Origin of the sequence: Endozoicomonas atrinae (assembly GCF_001647025.1) — a bacterium.
Lineage (GTDB): Bacteria > Pseudomonadota > Gammaproteobacteria > Pseudomonadales > Endozoicomonadaceae > Endozoicomonas > Endozoicomonas atrinae.
This window is the reverse complement of sequence record NZ_LUKQ02000617.1, coordinates 1-1015: the sequence shown is the minus strand read 5'-3', so window position 1 is coordinate 1015 and position 1015 is coordinate 1. Positions and strand designations below refer to the sequence as shown.

Sequence of the window (1015 nt, the reverse complement as noted above, 5' to 3'; positions counted from 1 at the left end):
CCGACAACAAGATCAAGTACGACCAGCTCAATGAAGCCGCCCGTCAGTACGATCTGGGTTATGGCTTCAAGCAGGACGAGATGAAGCTGGCGGCGCAGAATCAGGCGTTTAACCAGGCAGCGAACCGTTGGCAGAACGGGCTGGTGCAGACCTACGCCAACCCCGGTAAATGGAATTACTCCGAAAAGTTTGATTACGAGTATTAATCCACAGGATCAGGGAGGATCACCATGTACATCGGATCGGACGGCAGGGTTTACCAGAACAAGTTTGATTCAATTGGCCACGGCACCAAAGTGCCCGGTTATGCCGATGAACAGCACGCCATCAACCAGCACCTCGGTGAACTGCGCCGACAGCAACAGGAGTACGCCGGTCAGCAACAGCAGCAGGCACTGAACCAGCAGCAGATTGACCAGAACGAGCTGAACCAGTTCTACGACCGGCAGCAGCGGTTTGCCGCCATTCATGGTCAGCCTTACGGGTTCGGGCAGATGCTCCAGAGCATTCAGCCGGGTAATGGCATGGGTGCCAGGCAGAGTCCGCAAGGCGGTCAGGCCGGTTACGGAATGCCCATGGAGCGCAGGGAAACGGTGCAAAGCCCCCTGACGCAGGACGCCGGAAAGCTGAACCGGATGCTGCAAAAGTATCATCAGGGGCAGGACCCACGGGATGCAGAGGACGCCATCGAGTTTATCAACCAGCACCCCGGCATCAAGGCCAGTAATGTCACGGGTATCCGCTTCAATCACAGCGACCGTAATGAAGACCCGCTGGTCAGCCTGCTCGGTGACGATGGTAATCCGGTGAAGCAGTTCTACCTCAGTTCCCTCTCCAACCTGAATAACTTTGCCGGTCAGAAGAAACAGACCTTTGATCCGGGCAACAAGGTTAATGATCCTGGCAAGCTGATCGAGCAGTTACAGGAAGTGGTTGCCCAGCAGGGGCAGGCCGATGTCTCAGGGTTGAGCCCCAAAGACCAGAAAGCCCAGCTACCGGAGGCGGTTCAGGATCA

The 1015-nt window shown here is 56.4% G+C and carries 2 protein-coding genes; both read left to right on the top strand.

Going from position 1 to position 1015, the window contains the following annotated elements; all coding sequences use genetic code 11:
• Nucleotides 1-206, top strand: a 206-nt coding sequence (locus AK963_RS34110) for a hypothetical protein (RefSeq protein WP_175404743.1), incomplete at its 5' end; no start/stop codon positions are given.
• A 24-nt stretch (nt 207-230) separates the two neighbouring features.
• The coding region (locus tag AK963_RS29575; RefSeq protein WP_139117796.1) for a hypothetical protein at nt 231-1015 on the top strand (785 nt) is incomplete at its 3' end.